At 39.4% G+C, this 23,418-nt stretch carries 12 protein-coding genes; 8 read left to right on the plus strand and 4 right to left on the minus strand.

The genetic code is table 11. The annotated features are described in order from the left end of the window. Positions 1-24 precede the first annotated feature (24 nt). From IPJ16_18125 to IPJ16_18140, 4 genes are all read left to right on the plus strand, one after another. Positions 25-4,533, plus strand: coding sequence for a DUF1566 domain-containing protein (locus IPJ16_18125; protein MBK7629084.1), 4,509 nt, complete (start codon positions 25-27; stop codon positions 4,531-4,533). 62 nt (positions 4,534-4,595) lie between these two features. Then, positions 4,596-10,424 (plus strand): fibrobacter succinogenes major paralogous domain-containing protein, encoded by a 5,829-nt coding sequence (locus IPJ16_18130; GenBank protein ID MBK7629085.1) that lies wholly within the window; start codon positions 4,596-4,598, stop codon positions 10,422-10,424. Between the two features lie 75 nt (positions 10,425-10,499). Continuing rightward, positions 10,500-12,332, plus strand: a complete 1,833-nt coding sequence (locus IPJ16_18135) for a hypothetical protein (GenBank protein ID MBK7629086.1) — start codon at positions 10,500-10,502, stop codon at positions 12,330-12,332. 39 nt (positions 12,333-12,371) lie between these two features. Then, entirely contained in the window at positions 12,372-13,790 is a 1,419-nt protein-coding gene (locus tag IPJ16_18140) for a caspase family protein (protein MBK7629087.1), read from the plus strand. A 50-nt stretch (positions 13,791-13,840) separates the two neighbouring features. On the opposite strand, the gene IPJ16_18145 is transcribed toward IPJ16_18140, so the two are convergent. Genes IPJ16_18145 through IPJ16_18155 form a run of 3 tightly spaced genes read right to left on the minus strand, consistent with a single transcriptional unit; the run spans position 13,841 to position 16,511 of the window. Then, positions 13,841-14,596, minus strand: a complete 756-nt coding sequence (locus IPJ16_18145; GenBank protein ID MBK7629088.1) for a response regulator transcription factor — start codon at positions 14,594-14,596, stop codon at positions 13,841-13,843. Then, complete coding sequence (locus tag IPJ16_18150; GenBank protein MBK7629089.1) at positions 14,593-15,642, minus strand: histidine kinase; 1,050 nt, start codon at positions 15,640-15,642, stop codon at positions 14,593-14,595. The genes IPJ16_18145 and IPJ16_18150 overlap by 4 nt, the downstream gene beginning before the upstream one ends. Before the next feature lie 23 nt (positions 15,643-15,665). Continuing rightward, complete coding sequence (locus tag IPJ16_18155) at positions 15,666-16,511, minus strand: hypothetical protein (protein MBK7629090.1); 846 nt, start codon at positions 16,509-16,511, stop codon at positions 15,666-15,668. 260 nt (positions 16,512-16,771) lie between these two features. Here IPJ16_18155 and IPJ16_18160 point away from each other — a divergent pair, with 260 nt between their 5' ends. The 4 genes from IPJ16_18160 (at position 16,772) to IPJ16_18175 (ending at position 22,418) form a co-directional block, all read left to right on the plus strand. Beyond that, positions 16,772-17,857: a flippase-like domain-containing protein gene (locus IPJ16_18160; protein ID MBK7629091.1), complete on the plus strand. Its 1,086-nt coding sequence runs from the start codon at positions 16,772-16,774 to the stop codon at positions 17,855-17,857. Between the two features lie 77 nt (positions 17,858-17,934). Next, positions 17,935-21,012: an ATP-binding cassette domain-containing protein gene (locus IPJ16_18165; GenBank protein ID MBK7629092.1), complete on the plus strand. Its 3,078-nt coding sequence runs from the start codon at positions 17,935-17,937 to the stop codon at positions 21,010-21,012. A gap of 61 nt (positions 21,013-21,073) precedes the next feature. Beyond that, complete coding sequence (locus tag IPJ16_18170) at positions 21,074-21,985, plus strand: hypothetical protein (GenBank protein MBK7629093.1); 912 nt, start codon at positions 21,074-21,076, stop codon at positions 21,983-21,985. Between the two features lies 1 nt (position 21,986). After that, positions 21,987-22,418: a hypothetical protein gene (locus IPJ16_18175; protein MBK7629094.1), complete on the plus strand. Its 432-nt coding sequence runs from the start codon at positions 21,987-21,989 to the stop codon at positions 22,416-22,418. A 4-nt stretch (positions 22,419-22,422) separates the two neighbouring features. On the opposite strand, the gene IPJ16_18180 is transcribed toward IPJ16_18175, so the two are convergent. Then, a complete protein-coding gene (locus IPJ16_18180) occupies positions 22,423-23,418 on the minus strand; it encodes a hypothetical protein (GenBank protein ID MBK7629095.1) in 996 nt (331 codons plus the stop codon).

A 23,418-nucleotide genomic window follows, 5' to 3' on the forward strand; every position in this document is an offset into this window, starting at 1 on the left:
GTACTAAGTAGTTGAAATATTTCAATGCAGAAAAAAGAGATTCATATTAAACTCATATTGTTAATACTTTCAATGTTTCTCCTTCTCTCATGCGATAGTAAAAACGAGGAAGTATTTAATGGCATATTTTCCAAAAATGGCTCACTGGCAACAATTCTTACTACCCCTGCCACTTCTGTTACCGACACATCAGCAGAGGCCGGAGGAAACCTGACTGATAACGGAAGCACATACATAATTGCCCGTGGAATATGCTGGGGTACAGATCAGAATCCTGATACTTCTGACTTTACAATTGAAACCGGCAAAGAACCCGGCGAGTTTGTCTGCAGTATTACCGGACTTTCAAAAGGTACACTCTATTACATGCGTGCCTATGTTTCAAATAATATTGGTACGGCTTATGGAAACCAGGAAACTTTTACTACCCTGAATATTCCTACAATTACCACTGCTTCTATTTCAAATATTACTGATACCACTGCCATCTCAGGTGGAAATATCACAGCCGACGGAGGGGTTAATATAACAGCCAGAGGAGTCTGCTGGAGTACAAAGCAGAATCCAACAATTGCAGACACTATCTCAAAGGATGGTTCCGGTAAAGGAATTTTCACAAGTTCATTGAAAAAACTGGTTCCAAATACAACATATTATGTCAAAGCCTGGGCAACAAACAGCATTGGTACAGCTTATGGCAATGAACTTGCATTTACAACAACTTCACCAGCCCCTGTACTCCCTTCAATTACCACAACAACAATATCGGCAATAACTCAATCTTCAGCAGTAAGCGGGGGAAACATCACAAGTAATGGAGGAGCAACGGTAACATCTAGTGGAATTTGCTGGGGTACTTCACCTTCACCCACAATTGCATTGACATCGAAAACAACAGACGGTCTGGCTACAGGAGCATTTGCAGGTTCTCTGACAGGATTAACAGCAAACACTACGTATTATATTAGATCTTATGCAACAAACAGCGTTGGTACAGCATACGGAAATGAAATTAGCTTTACAACATTGCCTGCAACTGGAGGAACAGTAACTGATATTGATGGTAATGTATACAATACAGTTACAATTGGCACACAAATTTGGATGAAGGAAAACCTGAAAACAACAAGATACAGAGATGGGAGCATCATCCCTTATGAACCAGACAAAACATTATGGTATGCATTGTCTTCCGGTGCATACTGCTGGTATAATAATGATCAGGCGACCTATAAAGAAACTTATGGCGGATTGTATAATTTTTATGCAACGGTTGATAACCGTAACCTCTGTCCAAATGGATGGCATGTACCAACTAATGCTGAGTGGACAGCTCTAACTGACTTTCTGGGAGGAACATCCGTCTCTGGTGGAAAACTAAAAGAAGCCGGCACTTCACATTGGCTGAATCCAAACACTGGAGCTACAAACGAAACAGGCTTTGCAGCATTACCTGGGGGATATCGTTACAATCCTGAAAATTACACATTCATTGGAAGTACTGGTTTTTGGTGGAGTTCGACAGAAAGTTCTCTCTCAAATTCATGGTTAAGGTTTTTAAGTAGTGATAATCCATATGTTAGTGAGTCAAGCTGGGATAAGAGATATGGCTACTCTGTTCGTTGTATACAAGGTGAGGGACAGGTATTGGCGGCTGTTTCAACGACAAACATTGTTTCTATAACTCAAACTACTGCCTCAACCGGGGGTATTGTTAACAATAACGGAGGATCACCTGTAACAGCAACAGGTATTTGCTGGAGCACTTTTACAAACCCTACAATTGCGTTGTCTACAAAGACATCAGATGTACCTGCTGCTGGAGTATTTATTAGTTCCATTACCGGATTAAATGCAAATACCACTTATTATGTTAGAGCCTATGCAACTAACAGCGTTGGAACAGCTTATGGAAATGAACAAATATTTTCTACATCAGCCCCAGCAACCTACCCTACTCTCTCAACAACAGCAATTTCGTCCATAACTCCATATTCTGCATCCGGAGGAGGAAATATTTCAAGTGATGGAGGATCATCAGTAGTAAGCCGCGGTGTTTGCTGGAACTTATCTCCAGCACCGACAATAAACAATTTCAAGAGTACTGATGGTTCAGGCATTGGAAATTTTGCCAGCAACATTACTACCTTAAACGCTAATACAACATATTATGTACGTGCTTATGCAACAAATAGTGCTGGAACAGCTTATGGTAATGAGATTAGCTTTACAACTTTGCCTGCTACAGGAGGAACGGTTACTGACATTGATGGAAATACATACAATACTGTAATTATCGGCACCCAGACCTGGATGAGGGAAAATCTGAAAACGACCAGATACAGTGATGGGATAGCTATTTCAAATGTTACAGATAACAGTGCCTGGAGTTTGCTTACATCCGGAGCTTATTGCTGGTGGGTTAACGATCAGGCAACCTATAAAGCAACTTATGGTGCCTTATACAATTACTATGCAATTGATAATAAAAACCTTTGTCCGATAGGATGGCATGTTCCAACACATTCTGAGTGGACAACATTAACATCTTATCTGGGGGGGGAAAGTATTGCTGGCAGCAAACTAAAGGAAACAGGAAATACCCACTGGATGAGCTATAATACCGATGCAACAAATGAATCAGGCTTTACAGCAATTCCGGGCGGCTATAGGGTAACTGATGGAAATTTCATGAATCTTGGAGCTATTGGATACTGGTGGTCTTCAACAGACTTTTCTGGCTCCAGCTCATGGGGAAGATTAATCCTTCATATTAATACCATGGTAAGCAGTAATTACTTCAATAAGGTAAGTGGATTTTCGGTTCGTTGCCTACAGGGTGAAACCGTTGTTCTTCCAGGCATTATGACAACAAATCCAACTGTATATAACACTTCAGTGAGTACAGGCGGTAATCTTCTTACAACCGGGGGAGGAGTAATTACCGACATGGGTGTATGCTGGAGTACAAGTCCAAATGTAACAATCAGTTCAGGTTCAAAATCTTCAGCAGGGACAACTGCTTTGGGATTCTTTACAATTCCAATTCCATCACTTACACCATTAACTACATACTACATTAAAGCATATGCAACAAATTCAGCTGGTACGGGTTATGGAGTAGAGTTCAGTTTTACTACAGGCGATGGTTTACCTTCAGTTTCAACAACTTCAATTTCAGGTATATCCAACACTTCTGCATCATCGGGGGGAACAATAACAACACTTGGTAACGTCTCAGCCAACACTAGAGGTGTTTGCTGGAGCACCACTACAAACCCAACAATTGCTAATTCAAAAACAACTGATGGTTCGGGTGCAGGAATATTTACCAGCAGCATTACCGGACTAAGTGCAAACACAACTTATTATGTAAGAGCTTATGCAACTAATATTGTTGGAACTGCATATGGAAATGAAATAAGTTTTACTACGCTCTCTCAAAGCAGCGGTACAGTAACTGATATTGATGGCAATGTTTACAATACAGTTATAATCGGCACACAAATCTGGATGAAAGAAAACCTTAAGACAACTAAATACAGGGATGGAAGCTCTGTTCAAAATGTTACAGATAACACTGCATGGAGTTTACTTACATCCGGAGCTTATTGTTGGTTGCTTAACGATCAGGCAACTTATAAAGCTTCTTATGGTGCAATATATAATTATTATGCATTCGAGAATAGAAATCTTTGTCCGACTGGTTGGCATGTTCCTACTGAATCTGAGTGGACAACTTTAACCTCCTATCTGGGAGGAGAAAATATAGCTGGAGGCAAATTAAAAGAAGCAGGCACTGATCATTGGCAAACACCAAATACAGGAGCAACCAACGAGACTGCCTTCACAGCTCTTCCTGGTGGATACAGGGCCCCCGATCTTGGACTTTTCTATAGTCTTGGGAGTTACGGCTACTGGGCAAGTTCAACAGAGAAATCACTTTCTTTAATGTGGGGATATTATTTGAACTACAATAATTCATTTCTATTCAGCCTCAACCTCGATAAACGTGGAGGTTATTCTGTCAGATGTCTGCAGGGCGAACCTGCTCCTCTTGCAGTTGGTGATAACTATAAGGGCGGAAAAATAGCTTACATTTTTCAGCCAGGTGATAATGGTTATGTTGTCGGCCAGGTACATGGTCTTATTGCTGCTCCAGGCGATCAGAGTACTGGAGCCGAATGGGGATGTAATGGAACTAACCTAACTGGAGCTGATAGTACAGGATTGGGAAAAGGGAATCAGAATACAATTGACATTGTTACTGGTTGTGCAACCGCTGGTACAGCAGCAAAAATTTGCAGCGATCTGGTTTTAAGTGGCTACAGTGACTGGTATCTGCCAAGCAGAGACGAATTGAACAAGTTATACTTGAACCAGTCTGCCATTGGGGGCTTTAGCACTTCTGTTTACTGGAGCTCCAGTGAATACAATGAATTCGCGGCTTCAACTGTGGCATTTGGACCAGGAGGGATAAGTAACGTCTTCAAATATGAAACCCACTACGTTCGTGCTGTCCGCTCTTTTTAGTTATTATTGTATTCTCTTGAAATTCAAATTAAAAATGCAAGATTTGAACCGATTATTAAATAATGCCTGAAAGCTCCAAACATATTACACTCAAACTTCTGATTATTATACTGTTACTCATTCTCTCATGCGGCAAAGAGAATGAGGAAGTTTTTAATGGTATATTTTCAAAAAATGGTTCTCTGGCAACAATTCTTACTACCCCTGCCACTTCTGTTACCGACACATCCGCAGAAGCCGGAGGAAACCTGACAGATAACGGAAGCACCTACATAATTGTACGGGGTATATGCTGGAGTACAGACCAAAATCCTGATACTTCTGACTTTAAAATTGAAACCGGTAAAGAACCCGGCGAGTTTACTTGCAGTATTACCGGACTTTCAAAGGGTACAGTCTATTACATGCGTGCCTATGTTTCAAATAATATTGGTACAGCTTATGGAAACCAGGAAACTTTTACTACCCTGAATATTCCTACAATTACCACTGCTTCTATTTCAAATATTACTGATACCACTGCCATCTCAGGTGGAAACATCACAGCCGACGGAGGGGTTAATATAACAGCCAGAGGAGTCTGCTGGAGTACAAAGCAGAATCCAACAATTGCAGACACTATCTCAAAGGATGGTTCCGGTAAAGGAATTTTCACAAGTTCATTGAAAAGACTGGTCCCAAATACTACCTATTTTGTTAGAGCTTATGCTACTAACATTGTTGGTACAGCTTATGGAAATGAACTTGTTTTTGCAACTACTTCAGCAACTACCGGACTACCTGTAATCAGCACAACAGAAATAACGGATGTTACACAAACTACTGCAATAAGCGGCGGAAATATTACCAGTGCAGGAGTCTCAAATGTCACCGCAAGAGGTGTTTGTTGGGGTATTTCTCCAAGTCCTACAATTTCCAACAGCATAGCATCAGGGGGTCTTGGCAATGGATCATTCTCAAGTGCAATTACTGGATTAAATCCTGGTACATTATATTATGTCAGGGCGTATGCAACGAACACTGCTGGTACTGCCTATGGAAATGAATTAAGTTTTACTACACTGTCGCCCGGTGGCGCAACAGTTACTGATATAGATGGTAATGTATATAACACAATTACTATTGGAACACAGATCTGGATGAAGGAAAACCTGAAGACTACCAGATACAGGGATGGAAGTGCTATTCCAAATATTACTGATAACACTGCCTGGGGGAATCTTACTTCAGGAGCATACTGTTGGTATAACAACGATCAGGCAGCTTATAAAGCTACCTATGGTGCGTTGTATAATTTTTATACAACAACAGATAGCCGGAATCTTTGTCCAACTGGCTGGCATGTTCCAACCCATGCTGAATGGACAACCCTTACTACCTATTTAGGAGGGGAAAATGTTGCAGGAGGAAAGATGAAGAGTGTTTCAGGTTGGACCATCCCGAACACAGGAGCCTCAAATGTATCGGAGTTCACAGCTCTGCCGGGTGGATACCGTTATTACATTGGTGGTTCTTTCAACAACCTTGGAGGCACAGGTGACTGGTGGACCTCTACAGTGAGCACAACTGCTGAGGCTTTTAGCAGGCGCTTGAATTATTCGGAAATGGGCGTAAGTTGGGGAGTCCCCGATTTTAGAAATGGATACTCTGTTCGTTGCCTTCAGGGGGAAATGCAATATTTACCCACTGTTTCAACAACTTCTGTTTCAGCTGTAACTCAAACTACAGCTACAGCCGGCGGTAACATAACGAACAATGGAGGAGCTGCTATCACTACACGAGGAGTTTGCTGGAGCTCATTGCCTGCTCCCACAATAGCACTAACAACAAAAACATCAGATGGCAGCGGATCTGGTTCTTTTACAAGTTCAATCACAGGATTATCACCCGGAACAATATATTATGTGAGAGCTTATGCAACAAATAGTGTCGGGACAGCTTATGGAAATGAATTAAGCTTTACTACTGGTTCTGGTGCTCCAACAGGTCCATCTTTAACGACAACACAAATAACTTCAATAACGCAAACTACCGCGTCATCTGGTGGCAGTATTACCACTGACGGAGGAGCCAACATTACTGCAAAAGGTGTCTGCTGGAGTACTTCCCAAAATCCAACAATTGCATTGACAACAAAAACCATTGACGGAACAGGCACCGGAACATTCTCAAGTTCAATTACAGGATTAACAGCAAATACAAAATACTATGTAAGGGCTTATGCAACAAACAGCATAAGTACTTCTTATGGCAATGAGATTAGTTTTACCACGTCTCTTGTAAGTACTGGAACTGTGACTGATATAGATGGTAATAAATACGATACTGTATATATAGGTACGCAGACCTGGCTGAAGCAAAATCTGAAAACTACTAGGTACCGTGACGGTACAGCAATCCCCAATATGACAACTAATCCGGGATGGTCATCCAATGGAGCGTCTTTTACCGGGGCTTATTGCTGGCATAACAATGATATAAATAATAAAAATGAATATGGAGCCCTTTACAATTATTATACAGTTGTAGATGGACATAAACTCTGCCCTTTTGGATGGCATGTCCCCAAAGTAGAAGAATGGACTACTCTGATAAATAATCTTGGAGGAACAGCAAATGCCGGAGGTGCATTAAAGGAAGCCGGATTTACTCATTGGTTAAATCCCAATCTGTTCGCGACAAACAGCAGCAGTTTTACTGCACTGCCGGGAGATCAGCGTTTCAATGATGGCACAATGATGTCTTTAGGTTCAAATGGTAACTGGTGGAGTTCTTCCCCCTCCGTTTTTCAGACAGACAGCGCTTACAGATATAATCTTAATTATAATTCCAGTTATATCATCAGTAATCCGTCAGCCAAATCATATGGCTATTCAGTACGGTGTATCCAGGGAGAAGGTATCGTTCTGCCGGTTATTAGTCCTGAACCTACAATGTATGGATCATCAACCACAGGTATAAGTGGTGGTAATATCACATCAGACGGTGGTTCTCCTGTTACAGTGAGAGGACTTTGTTACAGTACCGGTATCAATCCAACAACCGCACTCGCAACTAAAACAATTAATGGATCAGGAACAGGTGCATATACAACAACTATAACGGGATTAAATCCAAATACGACCTATTATGTGAGAGCATATGCAACAAATAGTGTTGGCACAGCCTACGCTACTCAGGTTAGTTTTACAACACCATCTTCAACAGTTCCGGTAATAACAACAACCTCTATTTCAGCTGTAACCTCTTCATCAGCTTCCTCAGGAGGAACAATTTCCTCAAATGGAGGATCAGCAATAACCGAATCCGGAGTTATATGGAGTCTTTCACCTAATCCCACCATAGCTTTGACTACAAGGACAACAACAAGCTCAACAACTTCTTTCACAAGTAGTCTTACAGGATTAACTCCAAGCACAACTTATTATGTGCGGGCTTATGCCACTAATAATACGGGTACAGGTTATGGAAATGAAGTTACTTTTACAACATTGACTGCAACCGGAGGAACTGTAACTGACATTGATGGAAATGTATATAATACAGTCATAATTGGTACTCAAACTTGGATGGCTGAAAACTTGAAAACCACCAAGTACAGAGATGGAAGTTCAATAACAAATATTACCGATAATATAGCATGGGGTTTGCTGACTTCAGGAGCATACTGCTGGTACAACAATGATCAGGCAACCTATAAAGCCTCATTTGGTGCTCTATATAATTTTTACACGACTGTGGATAACCGTAATCTTTGTCCAACAGGATGGCATGTTCCTACTGATGCTGAGTGGACTACACTAGCTACCTTCCTGGGAGGAGAAAGTATTGCAGGAGGAAAACTTAAAGAAGCCGGAACAATTCATTGGATGAGCCCTAACACTGGAGCAACAAACGAAACAGGATTTAATGGTCTTCCATGGAGTTACCGTGAAAAAATTGGAGCATTCCAAATTATCGGATACGGTGCGTACTGGTGGAGTTCCACACAAAGTACAAGTAATACGGGATGGGGAAGAAATTTAACCAGCACTAGCACTTATATAAACAGAAGCAGTTATTATCCTGAAAATGGATTTTACATTCGATGCCTGCAAGGAGAGGGCCAGGTATTGCCTGCGGTTACAACTAATACAACCACAGTAACCAATACTTCAATAAGTACTGGCGGAAATGTCACCTCCGATGGTGGTTCATCAGTTACAGAGAGGGGCATCTGTTGGAGTACAACTTTGAATCCAACTATTGAATTAAGCTCAAAAATTTCGAGTGGTACAGGGACAGGTAATTTCTATGTTGGAATACCTCTGTTAACCCCATTGACAACTTTTTATTTCCGCGCTTATGCAACAAATTCTGTTGGAACTGCATATGGAGCCAATGAAACTGTTACGACTGGGACAGGAATACCTCCGGTTACAACAACTGCGATAACAGGGATTACAACCAACTCAGCAATTTCTGGTGGAGATGTAGGATCGTCAGGTGGAGAAACAGCAACAACAAGGGGTGTTTGCTGGAGCACTTCAGTGAATCCAACTGTTACAGATTCAAAGACAATTGATGGGTCAGGTAATGGCTCTTTTGTCAGTAATATAACAGGTCTTTCACCAGGAACAACTTATCATGTTAGGGCTTATGCAACAAACAATAATGGTATAGGCTATGGATCTGATGTCTCATTTACTACTAACACAGATCTTCCAACAGTTACCACAACAGCTGTAACTTCAATAATATATATGGGAGCTACTTCAGGCGGTAATGTAACTTGGGATGGCGGATCAACATTATATTCTCGGGGTGTATGCTGGAATACAACTGGCAATCCAACCATCGCTGACTCTAAAACCGTTGATGGAACCGGAACAGGGACATACACCAGCACAATAACTGGATTAATTCCCAGCACTACTTATCATGTTCGTGCCTATGCAACTAATTCAGCTGGAACATCATACGGTGCAGATCTATCATTCACAACAACAGATGGATTACCAACTGCCACAACCTCTCCAATATCTGGAATAACAACAATTTCTGCTGTGTCGGGTGGAGATGTTACTTGTCCCTTTGGTCCATCAATCACCGCACGGGGAATCTGCTGGGGTACCACAACAAATCCTGCAATAACTGGTAATAAAACCACAGATGGTTCCGGGTCGGGAGGATTTACCAGTTCATTAACAGGACTTACGGCCAACACAACTTATTATGTCAGAGCCTATGCAACGAATATTCTGGGTACAACATATGGTAATGAAATCACCTTTACGACTAACGGGACAGTTACCGATATTGAAGGTAATATTTATAATACAATTTCCATTGGAACACAAATATGGATTAAAGAAAACTTAAAAACAACAAAATACAACGATGGAACCAAAATTTCTAAAGTTACTGATAATACTGCCTGGGCTGCATTAACGACACCTTCTTTTTGCTGGTATTCTAATGATTCGGTTACTTATAAAGCAACTTATGGTGCATTGTACAACTGGTATGCAATTGACGTAACAATCAATGGGGGTAGAAATGTTTGTCCCGTCGGTTGGCATGTACCGACAGATGCTCAATGGACTACTTTATCAACTTACTTAGGAGGGGAGAGTATAGCAGGAGGTAAACTTAAGGAAACTGGAACTACTCATTGGGCTACTCCAAATAATGGAGCAACAAATGAAACCGGATTTACAGCTCTTCCCGGCGGTGCTAGGTATGGAAATGGATTATTTGGAGGCACTGGGACATATGGTGATTGGTGGAGTTCAAAGGAGTTTTCTGTTATCAATTCTTATTTTATTAATATGTACAATGATCTTATTGGATTATATGCAGGCAACGACGATAAGCGAAATGGTTTTTCCGTTCGTTGCCTAAAAGATTGAAACTTATTTATGAACTTCTCTCTGTTATGATTTCTAAATTTTTTATCCTATTTTTGAATTTCAAATGCTGTTACCGTGAAAAAAATCTACTGTCTTCTCATCTGTTTAGCATTTAATATCAGCCTGTTCTCACAATCAATTGAACAGATTAAATCTGATACCATAACCTATATCTGGGGCGAAGGAAGCGGAACTACTCTTAAGAAAGCTGAACAGATGGCTTCATCTATGATTCTTGAGCAGATCGCTTCAATGTATAAAAGTAAGTTTCTTCTGCTGAAAAGCGAGTTTAATCTGGCAGACATTGATAATAACTTTACGGAAGTATTTAACTCAATAATGCGTACTTACTCCGGACCATTGCTCAAAAATAGTGAGAAGATAGTAGTTAGCAATGAGCCTGATGCCAGAGTGTTTCACTACATGAAACGTATTAACACGGATAATATTTTTGCCGAAAGAAAGAATAAGATCATAGGCCTGACTGAAGAAGGAATGGATGCCCTTAAAAACAACAAAATTTCAGACGCACTGAGATATTACTACTGGGCGTTTACACTTCTCAGAAGCCATCCTGATGGAAGCTCTATTGATTTAACTTCAGATAATCAGATGCAAAATCTTTTAGCTACATGGCTGCCTATTCAAATTAATAGCATTTTTACAGGTTTATCAGTAATGGTTGCTGACACAAATACTCCAGGCACTTCATTAAGTATAAATCTGAATATATATTTCCATAACATTCCTGTATCAAACCTGGATTATAGTTTTTGGGATGGAAATACCTGGTCAAATATCATCAGTGCAAAAGATGGATTGGGGTATGTTGATTTTGCAAACTTCACATCTGCCAAAGACGACGTAAAACTCAAAATTGAGTACATCTTTGAGGAAGAGGCAACCATCGATAGCGAATTGCGTGATGTGATGAGAATTCTTGATCCTGTACCATATAGAAACAGTTCATTAATAGCCAAAAGAGGAGATGCTCCAGGGAACTTAAATGTACAAGGTATAATTGCAAAAAAAACAGTTGCGAGTGATTCATCGTGGCTTAGTCGTTCAATCTCGGTTTTGCCTGAAGAAGAACATGTTCCATTTGAACAGGTTATGGGGAGAGTTACTGCCTCTTTTAAAACACGCGACTTTAATACAATTATAAATGATTTCACACCGGAGGGTTTTAAAATGTTTCAGGATCTTGTTCAGTACGGTCAGGCAAGAATACTTGGAATACCATCATACAGGTTTGTTCGATTTGGAGATGATGTAATCTGTCGCTCTATACCCATGAATTTTAAATTCGCAAATAATTACAAACAATTTGTAGAGGATATCGTCTTTCATTTTAACAGTTCAGGAAAAATTTTCAACCTCTCCTTTGGGCTTAGCAATCAAGCCCTTAACGACATCGTAAATAAAGACACATGGAACGAAAAGGTGAGATTGGTACTTGTTACTTTCCTTGAAAATTACAAAACGGCATATGCTCTCAAAAGGCTGTCGTATATAGAAAGCATTTTCTCTGATGATGCCCTGATTATTGTAGGATCTGTTCTTAGGACAGCAACAGATGATGGCAACAAATATCTTGACAACAGAATAATAAGGTATAACAGGTATACAAAAACAGAATACTTGAAAAATCTAAAACTTTCTTTTCAGAGCAATGAATTCATAAACCTCAAATTTGAAGATAACGAAATCCGTAAATCAGGCAAAGGTGGCGAAATCTATGGGATCCAGATCAGACAGAATTATAGCTCAACAAATTATGGAGATGAAGGGTATCTTTTCCTTATGGTTGATCTTAATAATCCTGACTTGCCAATAATTCATGTCCGGACCTGGCAACCTCAAAAAAATCCAGATGGAAGTATTTATGGATTAGGTGACTTTAACTAAGGAACAAATGATATTGAAAATATTCTAATTTTTCTGCAAATGAGCAAATGGTCTTATTTTATTGTCTTGGTTATTTCCTTTTTGCCATTAATATCATTATCACAACCACTTTCAAATAGTAATGCAACATCCCAAAAGAGACTAGCCCTGGTAATTGGTAACGGGAACTACTCTTCAAGTGTTCTGGCTAATCCCGAAAATGATGCAAGAGCTATGAAAGAAGCCCTTCAGAATGTTGGTTTTACTGTGATGGAGTATGAAAACCTTAGTCAGGGTAAAATTAAGGAGGTTATTGATGATTTTGGCATGAAACTAAAGAACTATGACGTTGGATTGTTCTACTATGCAGGACACGGGATCCAGGCAAAAGGGTTTAACTATCTTATACCGGTTGATGCAAAGATTCAGAATGAACCACAGGTTGAATATGATTGTGTACGTGCTGACAGGGTTCTCTCGCTAATGGAAACTTCAGGTACAATTGTAAATATTATTATCCTTGATGCCTGCCGGAATAATCCTTTTGAACGAAGCTGGAACCGTTCTGCTACAAGTGCAGGACTAGCCTTTATGAGTGCCCCGAAAGGAACTCTGATTGCCTATGCAACAGCGCCGGGGAGTACCGCATCAGACGGAAGCGGGAAGAATGGTTTATATACTTCTGCAATCCTGGAAAGTATGAAAATCCCTGATTTTACAATTCTTCAGATGTTCCAGAATGTCAGGAATATAGTTGCGCTTAAATCGCAGAACCAACAAATGCCATGGGAATCTACCTCCCTAACAGGAGATTTCTATTTTCATCCGGTGAAAATACCGGCGATTGAGAAAAAGGAAAAACCATTGGAATCCATACCAATCAAAACAAATTCGGAAGTGCTGCCTGAGGTTTTCAGTTTCCCGACAGTAACTATTGGTAACCAGATCTGGATGAAAGAGAATCTCAGGACAGATAGTTTTAATGATGGTACCCCTATACCTCTGGTTACTGACAATACTGTCTGGTCAAACACATCATCTCCCGCATATTGCAGCTATAAAAATGAAAATATAAATAAGGTTCTTTACGGAACGTTATATAACTGGTATGCTGTTAACAGCGGCAAACTGTGCCCGAAGGGCTGGCATGTGCCAACAGATGCCGAATGGACAACCCTTACCACATTTCTGGGAGGGGAATCGATAGCCGGCGGAAAGTTAAAAGAGCAGGAGAAAGGGAATTGGCTTGGATCATCTAACGGAATCCCTGTTGAAACCGAATTTAAATCCCTTCCAGGAGGGTATCGCTATCTGGCAGGTAATTACTTCAGTTTGGGTAGTTATGGTTTCTGGTGGAGCTCCACTCCATCGGATGCTTCATCAGCATGGTCGCGGAATATGTCATACAATAACAACGAGGTTGGAAGTCTCAGTTTCAATAGATCATACGGATTTTCAGTGAGGTGTCTTAAAGATTAATGAAACCTTTGAGGTTGACAAACTCTAAATTTTCAATAAGAAAACTGAAATCACCGGTCAATCCATTTTTTAAAATCTGCCACCTTCTCGCGACTGACAACAAAGAGATCGCTCTTTTCCCTGTCTTTTATCGTAAGCTGCAACCTGCTCGAGGAATAGCTGTGCATAAGAGTTATTGCATCTATATTGACAATACACTCACGGTTTATTCTGAAAAATTTTCGCGGATCAAGCATTCCCTGCAATTCTTCGAGAGAACTGTCAACTCCATAATCCTTGCCATTAAAATCTGTCAGAAAAACATTGCGCTCACTGATATGAAAATGGCTCACCTCCCTTGTGGTTACAGATCTGTACTTCTCTCCTATCCTAATAAGGAACCTCGACTTATACTGATTCCTGAATTCATATAAAAGCTGCTTGAAATCTCTCTTAAACGGGTCCGTCTGTGTGTATAGTTTTTTAAATTTTTCCAGCGCAGCTTTAAGCAGCTTCTCATCAATTGGTTTAAGAAGGTAATCTACGCTGTTAACTTTGAATGCTTTAAGCGTATATTCATCATAAGCCGTTGTGAATATCACAGGGATCTCAATATTAATTATGTCAAATATTTCAAAACAAAGCCCATCATCCAGCTGAATATCCATTAGTATAAGATCGGGACGGGGATTTGTCTGGAACCAGTTCGCAGTACCTTCAACAGTCTCAAGTATGCCGGAAATTGTTATTGTCCGGTCTGTCTTACCTAGCATCCTGATTATTCTTTCGGCTGCCGGTTTTTCATTTTCTACAATTAGAATGTTCATGGCAGAAGTGGAATTTTTACTATAAAGAGAGTGCCTGTTTCTTCAATGATTATGTTTTTTCCTGTAATGATCTTTACTCTCTCAGATAAGTTCCTGAGCCCAATCTGTGTAGATTTTAACGGGATTGTTTTCTTTTGCAGATTGTTCTTAACAACAATATAATCAGCCTCAAGGTAAATTGAAATCTTTAGCGGATTCTCGCGTGTGGCCATATTATGATTGATAGCGTTTTCAACCAGAATCTGAAGTGAAACAGGCATTATAAAATACTTATTCTGATCAGCGATCGCTATATCAAGCATAATTTTATCCTCATCTCTGATCTGATGAAGGAAAAAATAATCGCTTATAAAGGCCAGTTCATCACTTAGAGATACTTTATCCTTTTGACTATTTTCAAGTATATAGCGGTAAATTGCAGAGAGGCGGCTTATAAACTTATCAGCTGTTTCAGGCTGAGAAGAGATAAGTGAGGAGAGTGTATTCAAACTGTTGAAAAGGAAATGTGGATTAATCTGGTTCTTCAAAGTTTCATTCTGAAATATAAGATTTTCCTCTCTTAATTTTTGTTCCCGCTGGAGTGCAGCCTGCCATTGTATAATGATAAATACTATCGCACCAAAAGTGAGTCCTCCGATTGTTGATTTAAACCAACCGTTAAATTCATTTACCAGAAAATTATTTAAGACATGGTTAAGATCGCTACCGGTTATCCAGGCGGTAATGTATTTGAATAACAGGTATATTATAATGGCTGCTATGAAACATGCTATAATAAAAAGAACGAAACGGGTAACAATAATACCCGTAATCTCAGCCCTGGTCTTACCTGTTTCAAGACCAGCAAACAATTTCCCGGCTATAAATAAAAATACTTCAAGCTGAATAAAAAGAAGTATAAAGAACTGAAGCTTTTCGGAAAACGAATCCAGCGTTTCTTCATTCATTGAAACAACGGTTACGGTTACCAGGGCAATCATAAAGAACAGAATGTGTGATATTGGTCTGCTCTGATTCAGTAAATATTCTGCAGTAAGCTTTTTCATAGTAGTAACAAATTTACATCACTTTATTGAATTCTCTCTACCCATAGTTCCCTGATTGTTTTAACAAGAAATTTATTCTGCATACCTGTAATTTCAATTTCCTGGAGAGTGCCGCCATAAACTTCAGCATATTCTACCTGCTTATCATCAAGAGCCACCCAGGTGGTTCCCCAATACTGTTCAGTACCACGTGTTTTGAGCTGATCCATACTTAGTTCGATCTTATTATCAAGTGCCCTGTATTCAAGAACAGCACACATCTTTCCGTTTACAACAGATACTCCTGTCCAACAGATTTGAATACTGATCTGAGAATAATTCCCGATATTCTCCATTTCAAATGCACCTGAAATTTCAGGTATTATATAGGTTTTGTTCAGCCGTAAGGAGTCAGAATAATCTCTTGCAAAGTTTTCAATCATCAGCATGTCCCAAATAAGATTTTTGGCATATACACTCTCTGGTGTTGGAGGGAATCCTTTAAACGCATCCTTTGAAAGCATTTCAGATGAAGGAACATATTTGAAGTTTTCAATATATTCCTGCTTTGTTCCTGAAGTAAATGGCTTCATAAAATCAGATGATGTAGCTATGTAAACATTGTTCCATTCTGCAAATCCATTTTCCAGACCTCTGGTATATTCCCCGGAAATTTTTTTCTTATCCATGAAATTACCATACAGATCTCTGTTAGTATAAACAGCTGTCATTCTGTACTTTGACTGCGGATTACTTACTGCTACGTTTGGGATTTTAGTAAGGTACTTTTTCATAAATGCTTTTTCGCTCTGACCACTCAGCACTGATGAGATCAGAAAAAAAGAGATCATAAACATTCCACTTAAACGCTGGTTCCAATTTTTTTTCATTGTCTTATTATTTATAGTTAAACATTAATTCACGATCAAAGTAAAACCAGTGTTGGTCTAATAAAAAAATAATTATGCAGGGCCGTTAAAAAAACTGCCTGAATCGTAGTTTTTGATATCTGAACCGGGTAAAGAAGGATCGATGTTTTATGAATGGCAGGGTCGATGTTTAGTGCAGGGAAGGGTCGCGACCCTTCCCTACATTAACTATTAAATTGCATATGAGCTGATTTTTTGCCATCTTTAAGGTTTTTCAGCTTATGACCCACGACAACCATTACCATCTTGTCAGCAAGCTTAAACCAGGTAAAATAATCTTGCCGATTTTGCTGGGGCTTGCAGTTGTCGGCTGGCTTATATCCAAAGACATCAGCGCGGAGGTGCTCAGCAAGCTCGTGTTTACATGGAAGTCGGCTTTCTGGATTTTTGTCGCATGGTTATGCATGGTTTGCAGAGACCTTGGCTATATTATCAGAATAAGAATATTATCTGACAATGATCTTACATGGAAGCAAGCTTTCAGGGTGATAATGTTATGGGAATTTACATCTGCAATAACACCTTCAACGGTAGGGGGAACAGCCGTTGCAGTTGTATTTCTTAATAAGGAAGGCATGTCCGTCGGAAGAAGTACTGCTGTTGTTCTTGCCACCTCATTTCTTGATGAATTATATTTTGTGATACTTCTACCCGTTATTTTGCTTATTGTAGGGAAAGAGGCTCTTTTCACAACAACTCTTCAGGGAACTGGTCTCTCCTTTCTGAATGAACTGATCACAATTACAGCAATTGGGTATGGTGTAATTCTTGTTTGGGTTATTCTGGTTGGTTATGGCCTCTTTTTCAATCCTGCCGGAATTGGTAAACTGCTAATAAAGATATTTAGCCTGCCTGTTATACGTCGATGGAAAGAATCGGCAGAAAAGGCTGGAAATGATATAATTGAGAGTTCTGTTGAATTGAAGAAGAAATCTTTTTCATTCTGGCTGAAGGCTATTTTGGCTACCTTCCTTTCATGGACATCCAGATATTGGGTGGTTAATGCAATCATCGTAGCTTTCTTTGTAATAAATGATCATTTTTTAATTTTTGCACGACAACTAGTTACATGGATTATGATGATAATTAGCCCATCACCCGGGGGAAGCGGGTTCGCAGAATTGATACTCGGACGGTATATTTCAGATCAGTTACCCTATGAAGCAGCTATAGCCGGAAGTATAGCACTTGCCATCGCAATTATCTGGAGAATAATTACATATTATCCTTATCTTATCATTGGAGCATTATTAGTTCCCGGATGGATAAGCAGAAATTTTGTCAGGCCATTAATTAAAAAACATTAGAATTTTTTTTAACTTCGGTTTTTATCTATGCAGAATATCACATCTGATTTATGAGTGAAGAGATCCTAAAGGCGCTAATGGAATTGTTCGCCCTGATTGTTAAACAGGATGGCGGGATACTCATGAATGAGCGTGAATATGTGTCCGGTTTCCTTAACAAACAGCTTACACGTGAAACAGTTGAAGAGTACATGGCTCTCTTTGATGAACACGCGGGTCCGGTAATAAAAAGAGCTGCTGTCAAAGAATCTTTAGCTCCTTCGGTTAAAGACTCGGTAAAAATTCTCGGGATCTGCAAAAAAATCAACCGTACACTTAATCAGGAACAGAAAGTTGTTGTTCTGATGAGGCTATACGAACTTGTAAACGCCGACCGACAGTTCACCCTTCAGAGGATGAACATAATCAATACAGTTGCCGAAGTATTCAAGATCTCATCCGATGAATTTGCCGCAACAGAGCAATTTGTAAAAAATGATCTCCCGGAAGAACTTATTAATCCTGCAATCCTGGTCTTGAGTCCCGGCGATGAAGAATGCGAGCTCTGCAAAAGAATGGCTACCGGATATAAGGATACCAGAATTATTGTTCTTCGTATTGCCAGCGTAGATCTCTACTTCATAAAATATATCTCAAACGATCAGCTCTATCTTAACGGATTACCTATCAGATCAGGCAACGTTTACACTTTTGCCAAGGGGGGATCGATAAAATCAAATTCAGGACATGCAATCTATTACAGTGATATAAGTTCAAGCTTCCTGTCTGATGTGATTATTCATAAGATCTCATTCTCCGTTGAGAATCTTACTTACAATTTCAGGGAAGGTCATGCTGCAGTAGATAATGTCAGCTTTTCAATTGAAGAGGGCAAGCTTATCGGCATAATGGGAGCCAGCGGGTCAGGGAAAACAACACTTCTGAACCTGATGAGCGGTATTCAGAAGCCTACATCCGGTACAGTAAAAATTAACGGACTCGATGTAACAGGCAACAGTAAGGATCTTGAAGGAGTTTTTGGTTATGTACCTCAGGATGATCTGCTGATTGAAGACCTTACTGTTTTTGAAAACCTGTATTATGCTGCCCGTCAATGCTTCAGGGATCAATCAAAAGAAGAGACTAATGTCCTGGTCGACCACACCCTTTCAAATCTTGGTCTTTATGAAAAAAGGGAACTAAAGGTTGGATCACCATTCAATAAGGTAATAAGCGGGGGGCAAAGAAAAAGGTTAAATATTGCGCTGGAGTTAATCAGGGAGCCGTCAGTTCTCTTCCTTGATGAACCGACCTCGGGACTCTCCTCCAGGGATTCAGAAAACCTGATGGATCTGTTGCGTGATCTTACATTAAAGGGCAAGCTGATTTTTACAGTAATTCACCAGCCCTCTTCGGAGATCTTTAAGATGTTTGACAAAGTTATTATCCTCGATCAGGGCGGTTGTATGGCATACTATGGCAATCCGGTCGATTCAGTTATCTATTTTAAAACACTTGATGCACAGATTAACTCAAATGTGGGGGAATGCCCTTCATGCGGCAATGTAAATCCTGAAACTATCTTTAATATCATTGAAACCCAGGTTGTTGACGAATTCGGAAAATATACTGAAAAGCGTAAAGTCAAACCCAAAGAGTGGGCAGCAGCATATACTGCAAAACATCCCTACAAGGGCATCATTGATGTAAAAGAACCACCTCATAAAAATCTCCAGCGTCCGGATGTTTTTAACCAGTTGGTGATTTATCTCTCAAGAGATTTCAAGAGCAAAATTGCCAATAAACAATATGTTCTGTTAACACTTCTGGAAGCTCCGATTCTTGGCTTTGTTCTTTCTTTCATAATCAGATATATCCCTGATCCTGACTCAACAGTCTATATCTTCGCTGAAAATGAAAATATACCTATCTATATTTTCATGAGTCTTATTGTCGCCCTCTTCCTGGGATTAACAATTAGCGCTGAGGAAATATTCCGTGACAGAAAAATTCTTAAACGGGAAAGATTTCTGAATCTCAGCCGCTCAGGTTACCTGCTCTCAAAAGTAGCTATTCTGATATTTATATCTTCAATTCAGGTACTTCTTTTTGTTCTCATTGCCAATCCGATACTTGGAATAAAAGGGATGTATCTAAACTACTGGCTGGCCCTTTTCACTACAGCATTCTGTGCCAATATGCTGGGGCTGAACATATCCGCTTCATTCAACTCGGCTATAACTATTTATATTGTCATACCCCTGGTTATTATCCCTATGATGGTATTAAGCGGTGCTATGTTCCCTTTCGATAAGCTAAACCGAAAAATCGGGAATGTTGAAAAGGTTCCACTCATTGCCGAAATAATGCCAACCAGATGGACGTACGAGGCTCTGATTGTAACACAGTTTAAGGATAACCGCTACAGCAAGGTATTGTATGACAAGAACGGGGAAACATTTTATCTTCTCAAAAAGACGATAAGTGAAGCTGAATTTAACAAAACACATAGAATACCAGCTCTGCGAGATGCCCTTGAAACAACACTCACAGAATACAGGAACAACCCTAAGAATATTGGTAATCAGCCAGATGTTCTGCTAAAAACCCCAAGACGTCAATTCAGTAAACTTGACCTTCTGAAAGGAGAACTGGCTAAACTTGCTATGGCTACAGATTTACCCGAATTCAGCTATTTAAATGACCTTACACCGTATGAATTCAATCCGGGAATAGCCGATTCACTTTTAAGATATCTGGACAGGATGGATAAAGCCTGCAGCAAAATTTCCAATGCAGCAAGTGACAGAAAAGACCGCTTTTATAATATGGCAGAAAATAGTGTCAAATTAAAAAGGTGGGAGAATGAATATTACAATCAAAAACTTGAAGAGATTGTCACAAAGCCCTATGAAAGAAATAAATATCTGATCTACAATAACAAAATAGTTCAGAACGTCGATCCGGTATATCTCAATCCTTCATACAATGGGATCCTGAGCTTCCGAACCCATTTTTATGCTCCTGCAAAGTTTTTCTTTGGTATTAAAACAGATACTTTCTTGTTTAATATAACACTAGTATTGCTAAGCACAGTTTTCCTTTATATTACCCTTTATTATGAGTTGCTTGGGAAAGCTGTAAGGTTCTTTGAGAATTTTAAGTTCCGAAAATAAATAATTAATGAATTGGTAATCTGTTTTTTTGTATTTTTGTATTAACCCTTATATCATCCTGATGAAAATAAAGGTAGGTTTCATTTTGTTAGTAATTGTTGCTATTTTCTCATGCAGAAATTCATCCAGCAAAAACAATGAATTTGTTTTTCCTGAATTAGATTCTATACCATTATCTGAAGCGGAGAAGCTCAGTCCTGAAGCGATTGCAGATATCTCCAAAAACATTTCATCACCTGTTGAAATTGCTAATCTGCTGCAGATGCTGGAGGTTCCCTTTTCACAAAATTATCTGGCTACTTCAATTGATGCCAATAAACAGAGTACAAGCTTCGATAAAGCTCTCAAGCTGGGCATTCTGGGAGCTGATCTCGGGTACCTGAATATGTATGAAAAAACCGGCAATTCCCTTGATGTTCTATCATCCATCAGAAAATTAGCCGATGACATTAAGGTTGGTCAGTTTTTTGATTTTGAAGCAATAAAGAGGTTATCACAGAATAAATCAAATCTTGATTCACTTCTTTTCATTTCGATTGATTCATATTCACAGATAGATACATATCTCAGGGAAAATGAACGGGGACAGTTATCAGCCCTGATGATTATTGGCGTATGGATTGAGGGACAGTATCTGGCAACCCAGGTGGTGAGTCAATACCCCGATACAATGCTGAGAGACCGGATAGGTGAACAGAAAATCATACTGAATGATCTTCTCCTCCTGATCAGCCCGTATTGTAACCGCGATCAGGAATTCACCGCACTTTGCAAAGATCTTCAGAATATAAAAGATGTCTACCGCGATATCAGGATAACCTATACACAGGGAGATCCCATTAGTGTTGAAAAAGATGGTGGCCTGGTTGTTGAACAAACCGAAACAAGCGTTGTTGAAATGTCAAAGGAACAGCTTGATGGTATTATTGCAATCATGAAGGAAATAAGAAACAGGCTAATTATAAATAATTAGTATGAAAAAATATATTGTAGTCTTAACATTCTTACTCATCGGGGTAGTGTCCTACGGACAGACTGCTGATCCGCTGGTAAGTAACTGCGCAATAAACGCAGGGGCGAATGCCAAATATCTGAAAGACTTCCGGGTACAACTTGGGAAAGCTGCTGCTCCTACTGAACTCCGCTATAAGGCAAATATGTCGCTGTGGAAAAACACAAAGTACCGCTTTACAATGTGTAACGCAGAAGATTCCAAAGGGCAGCTCATATTAAGCATAAAAGATGAAACAAACAAAGTAGTACTCTCCTCCTACGATAAGAACAGCGGAAAGATTTATCCCTTCATTGATTTTACATGCAATAAAAGTGGCATGTATCAGCTTAATTATGATTTCACTAATGGCCAGCAGGGATCTGGTGTTGGCGTAGTATCTATGGTTAAATAGATACTCAGAAAAGATACAAAACCTGTATCATTATAACCAGAATAAAAAAGACAGAAAACAGGATTTCAGGAATCAACTTCTTCCTGGAAAAAATAAAATAATGTGTCAGGAAATAACTGACAGGGATTCCAGTGATCCAGATTATTTCTACAGACACCGATGGCAGGATAACATATACTAATCCTGAAATTAAAAATACCCAGATAAGTATGAAGAAGGTTTTTCGTGCCTGTATCTTCTTTGTGTTCATTACCATCAGCAGATATGATATGCTCACAATCAGGACAAAGCCTAAATAAATAATGGTAACTATCATTAATCTGGAGAAATCATAACTTGTAAGTTTTCCAAAAAGATTATACTCAAAAAGTGATAATAATTCTCCCAGGTCCTTATCCAGAACATAGTAAATTCCGATTGTCATTATAAAAGGTGTAAGCAGACCAATGACCGAGATTGCAATTTCTTTCAGATTCCCGGTTCTCATAATAGCAATTCCGATTATTATCAACAATCCGAACCAGATTAGATTTGCATAGAAGAGTGTCCCGGTACCAATTAGGATTCCGGCATCAAAAAAACTGTAAGCAGTTCCCTGTATCCTGTATGCTGCCATAATTCGCCTGATGGCGATCATTAAAAAAAATGAAGAGAAGATAGCAGGATTCAGCAGCTGAAACTGAGGTATCAGACCACTCAGTAAAATATAAATAAAGGCTGGAAGAAATGTTCTTTCATTAATAAAAAAGATCGTTGAATTCAGATTTACTATGAGAATAGCCATCAGGGAAACTAGCGACAGAGATAGTATTATTCCGGGAACCGGATTCGTCCCTATAAGTGATGAAATCAATCCATAAAGAGGCATTGGATTCAGATCAAAATACAGAGTAAAATGCCCTTCCAGCTGAATAAACGGTCTGAACCAGACAGCCAGTAAGGTTACAACAATAACTAAGATAACACCCGGACCTGTCCCTTTAAAAAATCGTAAGAGCAT

The organism is Bacteroidales bacterium (assembly GCA_016709865.1).
GTDB lineage: Bacteria > Bacteroidota > Bacteroidia > Bacteroidales > VadinHA17 > LD21.

What these genes read in the sequence shown, in the direction of transcription:
- IPJ16_18125 (MBK7629084.1), top strand. Translation starts at nt 25, where the DNA reads ATGCAGAAAAAAGAGATTCATATTAAACTCATATTGTTAATACTTTCA.
- IPJ16_18130 (MBK7629085.1), top strand. Translation starts at nt 4,596, where the DNA reads ATGCCTGAAAGCTCCAAACATATTACACTCAAACTTCTGATTATTATA.
- IPJ16_18140 (MBK7629087.1), top strand. Translation starts at nt 12,372, where the DNA reads ATGAGCAAATGGTCTTATTTTATTGTCTTGGTTATTTCCTTTTTGCCA.
- IPJ16_18145 (MBK7629088.1), bottom strand. Translation starts at nt 14,596, where the DNA reads ATGAACATTCTAATTGTAGAAAATGAAAAACCGGCAGCCGAAAGAATA.
- IPJ16_18150 (MBK7629089.1), bottom strand. Translation starts at nt 15,642, where the DNA reads ATGAAAAAGCTTACTGCAGAATATTTACTGAATCAGAGCAGACCAATA.
- IPJ16_18155 (MBK7629090.1), bottom strand. Translation starts at nt 16,511, where the DNA reads ATGAAAAAAAATTGGAACCAGCGTTTAAGTGGAATGTTTATGATCTCT.
- IPJ16_18160 (MBK7629091.1), top strand. Translation starts at nt 16,772, where the DNA reads ATGACCCACGACAACCATTACCATCTTGTCAGCAAGCTTAAACCAGGT.
- IPJ16_18165 (MBK7629092.1), top strand. Translation starts at nt 17,935, where the DNA reads ATGGAATTGTTCGCCCTGATTGTTAAACAGGATGGCGGGATACTCATG.
- IPJ16_18170 (MBK7629093.1), top strand. Translation starts at nt 21,074, where the DNA reads ATGAAAATAAAGGTAGGTTTCATTTTGTTAGTAATTGTTGCTATTTTC.
- IPJ16_18175 (MBK7629094.1), top strand. Translation starts at nt 21,987, where the DNA reads ATGAAAAAATATATTGTAGTCTTAACATTCTTACTCATCGGGGTAGTG.
- IPJ16_18180 (MBK7629095.1), bottom strand. Translation starts at nt 23,418, where the DNA reads ATGCTCTTACGATTTTTTAAAGGGACAGGTCCGGGTGTTATCTTAGTT.